This is a genomic window from Streptomyces minutiscleroticus, from assembly GCF_014650875.1.
Lineage (GTDB): Bacteria > Actinomycetota > Actinomycetes > Streptomycetales > Streptomycetaceae > Streptomyces > Streptomyces minutiscleroticus.
Map to the genome: position 1 here is coordinate 1 of NZ_BMVU01000122.1, position 8,262 is coordinate 8,262.

An 8,262-nucleotide genomic window follows, 5' to 3' on the forward strand; every position below is an offset into this window, starting at 1 on the left:
ATCTTCGTGGCGACGACGGGCTGTACGTGGGCGCAGGTCCCGCCGGTGTTCGGGCCGTCCGGTGCGACGGCCCATCGCCGGTTCACGCAGTGGTCGAGGGCCCGGGTGTGGGCGAAGCTGCACCGGCTGGTGCTGGACGGGCTCGGTTCGCGGGGTGAGTTGGACTGGTCGCGGTGCGCGATCGACTCGGTGACCATGCGGGCGATGAAAGGGGGGACCTGACGGGTCCGAATCCTGTGGATCGGGGCAAGAAAGGGTCGAAGAACCACTTGATTACCGAGCGGACCGGCCCGCCCCTGTCCGTCGGGATCTCCGGCGCCAACCTGCACGACAGCCAGGCCCTGGAGCCGCTCGTGCCCGGTATCCCGCCCGTCCGCTCCCGCCGCGGCCCGCGTCGGCGCAAGCCCGCCATGCTCCACGGCGACAAGGGATACGACTGTGCCCATCTGCGGAAATGGCTCCGCGAGCGTGGCATCCGGCACCGCATCGCCCGCAAGGGCATCGAGTCCTCCCAGCGGCCGGGACGCCACCGCTGGACCATCGAGCGCACCATGGCCCGGCTCGCCGGCTGCCGCCGCCTGCACCGCCGCTACGAACGCAAGGCGGAGCACTTCCTGCCCTTCACCAGCATCGCCTGCACCCTCAGCTGCCACCGCCGACTCGCCAATTGAGATGACCTCTTATGACGCCCAGGCCCGTTACTGCCGGAAGTTGACCACATCCAGCAGTAAGGAGTGGATCGGCTACCGGAATCATCAGACTGAGACCTGTGACGAGGGACCGCATGTGATCGTGCACGTCGCCACTCGGCCGGCGCCCGAGCAGGACATCGATGCACTCGAGCAGATCCATCAGGGCCTGGCCCGGCAAGGGTTCGCGGACCTGAGCACTTCGTCGACGCCGGATACATCACTCCTTCAGTCCATCGACGTGGCCGCCCGCACCCACTACATGGTACGGACCGGACCGGTCCGGGCCGACCCGAGAGCTCGTGAACATCCCGGCTTCACCAAGGCGGACTTCACTCCCGACTGGGAGGCCTGCACTCTTACCTGTCCTCGCAATGTGACCAGTCACCCCTGGAAGGCGACGCAGGACGGCGGGCACGAACGGCTGTCCGTGAGTCCCCGTCAACTTGCAGACGCAGGTCAAAGGGTTGGTGTGACGGCCCTCCGGGATGCTCGTGCTGGTTGTGGGTGCCAGTCTGTGGAAGAGATCATCTGTCAGTGGATCGAATAGCAGACCGGGTATGTTTTTGAACCGAGCATGGTTATTGTGGCCTGTGTGGCAGGTCTTCGTGAGCGCAAGAAGGAACAGACCAGGCAGCGGATCGCTGCGGTGGCGTTGCGGCTGTTCGCCGAGCGCGGTTTCGATGCAGTGACGGTCAACGAGATCGCCGAGGCCGCCGAGGTGGCCAAGGCGACGCTCTTCGCGTACTTCCCGACCAAGGAATCACTCGCCCTGGACGGTGTGGGCGGCGACGACCTGGCCGGGATCGTCGCCCGGCGCCCGGCCGACCAGACCTTCCTGGACGCGCTGCGAGCGCACTGTCGTGCGTTCGCCGCCGGACAGATGCCAGATGCGGACCTTGACGCGCTGCTCGCCCGCGTGCGTGTGATCCAGGACAGCCCGGCACTGCTGAACGCGGCGAACGGCTTGCTCTACCAGCAGCGCCAGTCATTGGCGCAGGTCTTGACCGACGAGTACGGCCCCACGGCAGCCGCGCTCATGGCCGCCCAGGTCGCGGCGTCCCTGCTCACTCTCCAGGAGACGTACTTCCAGCGTCTGCTCGGCGGCAGCTCAGCCCAGGACGCCGGCCGCGCTCTGGCCCGGGACGTGGAGCTGGCCTTCGACCTGCTGGAGAACGGACTCACTCACGCGGAAGGGCACTGACGTTGCGCGCACGAGGCATCAACTACGACACCGGAACCTTCCCTGGCCGCCTCCTCACCCGAAAAACCTTCGATCCCGAGCAAGTCCGACACGAGATGACCGCGATCGCCGACAACCTGCACTGCGACGCCGTGCGCATCTCCGGCGGCGACGCCGAGCGGCTGAGCATCGCAGCCCGGCATGCAGCCGATGCCGGCCTCGAAGTGTGGTTCTCTCCGTTTCCGGCCGATCTTCCCCCGGGGCAGATCCTGCCGTTCTTCGCCGACTGCGCGCAGCGCGCCGAGGCCCTGCGACAGGATGGCGCCCAGGTGGTGCTCGTCGCCGGCTGCGAGCTCAGCGCCTTCGCCCACGGCTTCCTTCCCGGCAACACCTACCTCGACCGCCTCCACGCCATGGCCACCGCCGACATCCAATGGTGGACCTCACTCGGGCCGGTCCCCGAACGCCTCAACACCTTCCTTGCCCAAGCCGCGACGACGGTCCGCGCCCACTTCGGCGGGAGGATCACCTACGCATCCGGCCCCTGGGAGCCCGTCGACTGGGGCCCGTTCGACCTGGTGGGCATCGACGCCTACCGAACCGCGCAGAACGCCGACACCTTCCGCACCCACCTGCGCGAGGCCCTCTCCCACGGCAAGCCTGTCGCTGTCACCGAGTACGGCACGTGCGCCTACCGCGGCGCGGGCGACCTCGGCGGCATGGCCTGGCAGCCACCGCAAGGAGCGATCCCGGACGAGGACGAGCAGGTCCGCTACCTCAACGAACTCCTCGATATCTTCGAGGAGGAAAATGTGGATACCGCGCTGTGGTTCTCCTTCGCCAATTACGACAAGCCACGCGACCGCGACATCGCTTCCTATGGCGTCGTGCGCATGCTCGACGAGACCCGCTGGGAACCGAAGAAGGTCTTCCATGCCATGAGCGCCAGACATCAACGGCCAAACCGCCGCCCCGACTGACATGACTCTCCGAGACGGAGGATCTCACTCACCCCATGAGCGGCCCTGCGCCAGCGGTCGGCAGCAGAAGCAGGAAGCTGAACCGTCCGGTTCTCGCTCGCTGCGGTTCGGCGGCCCTCTACGATCCGGTCATGCTGGATCCCGAACTGCTGGAACGGATCACCGCGCGGCGCGGAACTGGATGAACTCGAAGGACAGCTGGCCAAGCAGGCGACGGAAGTGCGGGCTGAGCGGGACGAACTCGCCGTCGCCGAACGTGTCCTTGAGCGGGTGAGCGAACAGCTCGCCGAAGAGCGCGCCTCGGCCACGCCAGCGCCCGGCCAGGTGGGCGGCCGTGCGGTGATGCTGATCCCGCACCGCACACCGGATATGGAGGAGAGCGTGCTCCCGCCGGACTACCGGCGCATTCTCGCTGCCGTGCGGCAGGCCGCCGGACCGGTCATGGCCCGGCACGTCGGCGAGATACTGGGAGTCGACGTCACTCAGCGGGCCAAGCTGGAACCGCTGCGTGGGAGGCTGGTCAGACTCGTTGATCGCGGCTGGCTGCGCAAACTGCCCGACGGCCGCTTCACCAGCCGCCTGTGACCGGGGACGCCATCGCCCGGAGTAGTGCGCGACGGGCGTAACTAGGGTGCCCCCGATGGCCGTTGGATTTGCGTGACGAAAACCAAAGAACGCGCCGAGGGCACCTGCCCGCTTGTCTACGAGTGCCGTCTGCCACTGTCCACGCGGACCGTCACCCACCTCGCCGGTCTGCTGCGGTGCCATCTGAAGGCGATACGGTCCCGATGGCGGGTCCTGCCGCCCGGACGGATTGCGGTGATCGTCCTGGCCGTGCTGCGTCACGACCAGCGACTGGCCGACATGGTCGGCGCCAACAACGTCTCCGAGTCCACCATCCGCCGCTGGCGCGACGAACTGATCGCCCTGCTCGCCGCGTAGGCACCGCGCTTGGACCGCGCACTGAAGAAGGTCGCAAAGCAGGGCGGAGAAGTGGTCCTGATCGACGGCACCCTTATCCCCACCCAGTGCCGCACCGGAAATGTCGACTGGCGGAACTATTCCGGCAAACACCACCATCACGGCCTACACTTCCTCACCCTGACAGACGAGAGGGGCCGCCTGATCTGGATCTCCGCCGCCCGGCCCGGCCGCTCCCACGACATCACCGCAGCCCGCCACGACCACATCCTGGCCCACCTGCGCGCCGCCGGCCTCGGAGCCCCCGCGGACCTTGGCTTCCACGGCCTGGACAACGACGTACGCGACCCTGCGATCGTCACGGCTTCCACGCCAGCCGCATCCACAAGCTCACACCCGGCCAGAAGGAAGCCAACCGCGTCCTCGCTGTCGGACGGGCACCGGTCGAGCACGGCTTCGCCCACCTCAAGAACTGGCGGACCCTCACCAAGCTCCGCACTGCCCCGCCCACGCGACCCGCCTCCTACGCGCCCTGCTCGTCCTGACGAACCTCGAAGTCAACCGCTGACAGACGATCTACTCCGCAGACTGCCACCGACGACCAGCGTGAGCACTTCGAGAACCAGTCACACCAGCCCTTCAACCTGCGACTTCAAGTTGGCGGAGGCTCCGTGCTGTTCCCCAAGCCGGCCTGCCGGGTCTGCGAGGCCCGGCAGGCATGCACTGGCAATGCCGAGGGCAGTGGCCGCCACATCATCTTGCTGCCGCAGCCGCTGCAAGAGATCCAGACGCGGGTCCGACGCGAGCAGGAAACTCCACAGTGGCGACAGCACTATGCGATCCGTGCCGGCTGCGAAGCCACCGTCTCCGAAACCGTCCGGACCCACGGCCTGCGGCGTTGCCGCTACCGGGGCATGGCCAAAAGCCATGCCCAACATGTTCCCACCGCCGCAGGAACGAACATCATCAGACTGAGCGGACACTTCCTCCCGGGCGCTTCTCCACCACGTCCGCCCCGTCCGGAAAGCCGATTCCACCGCCTCTGCCAAACCCTGGACATCTGAACATCACCAACAGCATCGGTTTCGTGGAGTGGTCGCGGCGAGTGAGCGAGCGCTGCAGGACCACCTCGACCCGCGGGCCCGCCGTGAGGAAGAGGCCGCCCGCACCTGCCCACCGGTGGTGCGGGGCCCCGACCACATCACCCGGCCCTGGCTCGAGACAGCCCACCCGCGCCGGCTGGCCACCGTGTTCGGCACCGTGCTGATCCGCCGCTGCGGCCATGTCCAACCTCCCCAGGCCGATTACCCCTCCCACGGTATCCGCAGCCGCGAAAACGAGGCTGCGGGGAACAGGCGGTCCGGCTTCGGCATGGGTGACGGAGCGGCCCAGGCGGCGCGAGAGGGCTTCGAGGATGCAGGTGCGCACCGTGCCACGGGGGATGGTGCCGCCCATCCAGTGGCTCACCGCCGACTCGTCGTAGCGCAAAGGGGGTTTCGTTTCGGTGCCGATGCGGTTCACCGCGCGCGATCTGGCGATGCGTCCAGCGGGCCTCTGAGAGCAGATGCCCGAACTCCCGTGTCCGGGATCCCTCGCAGCGGATCCCGGACACGGGAGCGGCCGTCTACCCGCACCCCGACGGTCTCGTGAATCGGGGTGGAGCGCTGTGGCGGTGCGAAGCGGCCGGGGAAGCACGGCAGAGCGGCGTTCAGCAGTGCCGTAGTCCGTAGGCGCTGGGGTTGGCGTCGAACCAGCTGGGCGTGTACACGTACTGCGCCGGTACGTAACCGGGATCTCCCCAGTCGGCGTCCGTGTAGTACCAGGTGCTGTTGCCCCCTCCGTGCTGCTGACCGGTGCTCCAGCACAAGAAGTAGCTGAAGGAGGTTTGCAGTTGTCCGGAGACCGGCGAGTCGAGCAGCGTGCCGTAGCGCAGGATGACCGGCGCGCCGTTGCCGCACCAGAGCCTGCCGTCGTGTGGCCGGACCCCGCACTCAGCGGCCGGGGCCGCGGGGGCGGCGGGAGCAGCGGTGGCGGCCGGAGCCGCGAGCATGCCGCCTGTGCCCAGGGCGAGCGCCGCCGTCAGGGTAGCGGCGGTTCTGCTGAGCTTGCGCATATTCACCATCCTCGATGGTTGCGAAGGAGTGTGAGCCGCGCGGCCAAGCTGTGTCCTGCACCGGCTTACCGCGCGGCAGTCATGGAGGGTCGGTCAGCCTCGCCAGATCTTGATGTAGTCGATGTCGTCGTTGAGCTGGGCGCCGACGTAGGGCACGTCGCCGGTGAAGGTCGCGTTGCCCCTGTCGCCGCGGGCGAAGGACATGGTGCAGCCGCCGGAGACCAGGTAGGAGGACAGACGGCTCGACCACCAGGAGTTGGGGGAGAAGGAGTAGCCCGCGCTGTCGCATGCGGCACCGCCGTAGACGTGGGTGTACTCACCCCCGTAATTGATGTCGGTCGCCCATGTCATTAGCTCCACGGAGGCCGCCGGGGCTGCGCTCTTGGCTTGCTCGGCCGCGCTCGGGCCGGTGAAGCACCGGTGAGAGACGGTGCGTGAGACTTTCTGTCCCGGCTCCAGTTCGGCAAGGATCTGGACGCAGTGGGTGGCGGTCTGGGCCTGGTCCGTCGTGCCGCTTGCGGAGTCGGCGGCGGCGGGTGAGGTGAAGGCCAGGGCCGCGGTCAGGCCGGCTGCGGCGGCGCCGGACGCCCAGGTCGTCCTCGTGCGTGTACGCAACAGATTTCCCCCTTGTGTGATGGTTGCCAGCGGCAGGATCTCCTGTCGCCTGCGTGACACAGGTTGACCCGGAGGCCGGGGGAGCGGCAACGGTTTCGGTTCTGACCGAATAGCGCAGGCCAGCCCGTCTTACCCGGGCTTGCGGGTCAGTCCGACCTCTGCGGGACTCCGTCGAGAAGACACCGGCCCAATGGACTGAGGGTGTGGATGGCGGCCACACCTTCCCGCCGGGTGGTGATCAGTCCTGCTTCCCGCAGCACCTTGAGGTGTTCACTGGTGCACGAGGCCGAGGTGTGTATCTGCCGGGCGAGGTCGGTGGTGCATTGGCTGCGGGCCGTTGCTTCCAATAGGGCGGCGCGTGTCCGGCCGATAAGCGCCGCGACCTGTTGTTGCTTTCTTGAAGCCGTGTGAAGCACCCAGCGAGGGTCGTGCTCGATGGGAAGGACCAGCACGGGAGGCAGATCAGGGTCGCGCAGCACTACAGGATGACGCCAGCAGAAGAACGACGGAAGGATTTTCAGCCCGCGCCCGCGCAGGTGGAGGTCGCGTTCAATGGGGGTGTTTCGCACTAGCAGTACAGGAGGCTGCCATACCGCGTCGGGATGCAAGGTGGCCAAAAGGTGGTCGACGCCTCCGTGCAGGACAGCGCCCGCGCGCCGGTCACGGTCGGCGGTCAGCTGCCGTTCGATCGCCGGCCAGTATGGCGAGACGGCTTGCTGGAGAAAGAGACTCATGCCATCGGTGAGACGGCCAAGGTCTGCCGCCGCTCCGTTGGCCAACGCCTTGGCCCAGGGCAGGTTCCGGCGAGCCGGGGGCAGCGCATGAAGTTCGTGGTGCACCCGGCTCAGGGGGGTGCGTCGTATTGCTTCCAAGCCCGACTCGAGCCCATCGGCCGCCTCAGCGGGAGTGAGGAAGTCCGGCGAGTATCCCTGCGCGGGGGCCAGCGCGAGCAGCCGTCGTGACGGCGCGCTCAGCCGGGTTCTCACCTCACGACGCCAGGTGTTGAACACCGGGGCAGCATCCTGGGTCTGCAACATGTGAGCCGCAAGGAGCAGCTCCCACAGCGGGTCTGGGCGCTTGGCCACCTGGACCTGGCCGATGTCGGTGTCTGTGAGTCGGATCCGCAGGACCATATCCCCCTCCTTAGTACGGTGCTATCCGTCCACTGTGCGAGGTGTCGATATACAGGTGCTGAATGACTGCTTGCCGCGCACGCGGTACCGCGGGCAGGGCTCTGACGCCGGCAATCTCCTGCCAGGGCCGGACAGGCGGGTATCTCTTCGTCTGCGACGATGACAAGATCACATGTGCTGGTCGAGGTTGAGCTCGGCACATCGGCAAAGACGCGTTCTTCCGCCGCGCTGGTTCTCGCCATGACCGTCCGGCAGGGAAACTGAAGAATTATCGATAAAAGGATTTAACGATATAAGGGTCAGGTCCTGTCCGTGATGCTGCTGCAACAAGCCGTAGTGAAGAAGGTGCACTCAAGTCATGGCGTAGATTCGTTCGGTTTGTGACTTCCTGGACCTGAAACTTCACGCACGCCAGCAACAGGCGGGCTGCCACGAACGACGGAGCATGCCAATGTGGAGACAAATCCGCCAGTGACGCCTGTGGAGAAGCAGCGCAGAAGTGACTGCAATCAGGACCGACGCGTCCCCCGCGCTCACCAAGACGCACCGGATGCTCATCGGGGTGGTCGTCTTCGGGGCGGTCGTCATCGCGGGCATCGGTTTCGCGGGGTCCTACGCGGCGGTGCGC

General features: G+C 67.0%; 11 protein-coding genes and 2 pseudogenes. 8 read left to right on the top strand and 5 right to left on the bottom strand.

Annotated features, from left to right (window positions below; genetic code table 11):
* The 4 genes and pseudogenes from IE271_RS39605 to IE271_RS39620 all read left to right on the top strand — a co-directional run.
* Window positions 1-671 (top strand): annotated as a pseudogene (locus IE271_RS39605) (IS5 family transposase); the annotation flags it as partial.
* Between the two features lies 1 nt (window position 672).
* Entirely contained in the window at window positions 673-1,239 is a 567-nt protein-coding gene (locus IE271_RS39610; protein ID WP_190195290.1) for a hypothetical protein, read from the top strand.
* Between the two features lie 45 nt (window positions 1,240-1,284).
* Window positions 1,285-1,893 (top strand): TetR family transcriptional regulator, encoded by a 609-nt coding sequence (locus IE271_RS39615; RefSeq protein WP_190195291.1) that lies wholly within the window; start codon window positions 1,285-1,287, stop codon window positions 1,891-1,893.
* Between the two features lie 2 nt (window positions 1,894-1,895).
* Entirely contained in the window at window positions 1,896-2,852 is a 957-nt protein-coding gene (locus tag IE271_RS39620; RefSeq protein WP_190195292.1) for a glycoside hydrolase family 113 protein, read from the top strand.
* A gap of 159 nt (window positions 2,853-3,011) precedes the next feature.
* On the opposite strand, the gene IE271_RS39625 is transcribed toward IE271_RS39620, so the two are convergent.
* Window positions 3,012-3,209 (bottom strand): hypothetical protein, encoded by a 198-nt coding sequence (locus IE271_RS39625; protein ID WP_190195298.1) that lies wholly within the window; start codon window positions 3,207-3,209, stop codon window positions 3,012-3,014.
* A gap of 24 nt (window positions 3,210-3,233) precedes the next feature.
* On the opposite strand from IE271_RS39625, the gene IE271_RS39630 reads away from it, so the two are divergent.
* The 4 genes and pseudogenes from IE271_RS39630 to IE271_RS39640 all read left to right on the top strand — a co-directional run bounded on the left by IE271_RS39630 (window position 3,234) and on the right by IE271_RS39640 (window position 4,837).
* A complete protein-coding gene (locus IE271_RS39630) occupies window positions 3,234-3,437 on the top strand; it encodes a hypothetical protein (RefSeq protein ID WP_229919948.1) in 204 nt (67 codons plus the stop codon).
* 72 nt (window positions 3,438-3,509) lie between these two features.
* On the top strand, window positions 3,510-3,794 hold the full coding sequence (locus IE271_RS43060) for a hypothetical protein (RefSeq protein WP_229919949.1): 285 nt from the start codon (window positions 3,510-3,512) through the stop codon (window positions 3,792-3,794).
* A 51-nt stretch (window positions 3,795-3,845) separates the two neighbouring features.
* Window positions 3,846-4,046, top strand: a pseudogene (locus IE271_RS43065) (transposase family protein); the annotation flags it as partial.
* Between the two features lie 398 nt (window positions 4,047-4,444).
* A complete protein-coding gene (locus IE271_RS39640; RefSeq protein WP_190195293.1) occupies window positions 4,445-4,837 on the top strand; it encodes a transposase in 393 nt (130 codons plus the stop codon).
* On the opposite strand, the gene IE271_RS44470 is transcribed toward IE271_RS39640, so the two are convergent.
* The 4 genes from IE271_RS44470 to IE271_RS39655 all read right to left on the bottom strand — a co-directional run bounded on the left by IE271_RS44470 (window position 4,740) and on the right by IE271_RS39655 (window position 7,634).
* Window positions 4,740-5,468 carry a hypothetical protein gene (locus tag IE271_RS44470; RefSeq protein ID WP_506005300.1) on the bottom strand — a complete coding sequence of 243 codons (729 nt, stop codon included), beginning with the start codon at window positions 5,466-5,468 and terminating at the stop codon, window positions 4,740-4,742. The two genes, IE271_RS39640 and IE271_RS44470, sit on opposite strands and share 98 nt — an antisense overlap.
* A gap of 13 nt (window positions 5,469-5,481) precedes the next feature.
* Window positions 5,482-5,886 carry a hypothetical protein gene (locus tag IE271_RS39645; RefSeq protein WP_229919950.1) on the bottom strand — a complete coding sequence of 135 codons (405 nt, stop codon included), beginning with the start codon at window positions 5,884-5,886 and terminating at the stop codon, window positions 5,482-5,484.
* Between the two features lie 93 nt (window positions 5,887-5,979).
* Entirely contained in the window at window positions 5,980-6,501 is a 522-nt protein-coding gene (locus tag IE271_RS39650) for a hypothetical protein (RefSeq protein WP_190195294.1), read from the bottom strand.
* Window positions 6,502-6,647: 146 nt separating this feature from the next.
* On the bottom strand, window positions 6,648-7,634 hold the full coding sequence (locus IE271_RS39655; protein WP_190195295.1) for an ArsR/SmtB family transcription factor: 987 nt from the start codon (window positions 7,632-7,634) through the stop codon (window positions 6,648-6,650).
* Window positions 7,635-8,262 lie beyond the last annotated feature (628 nt).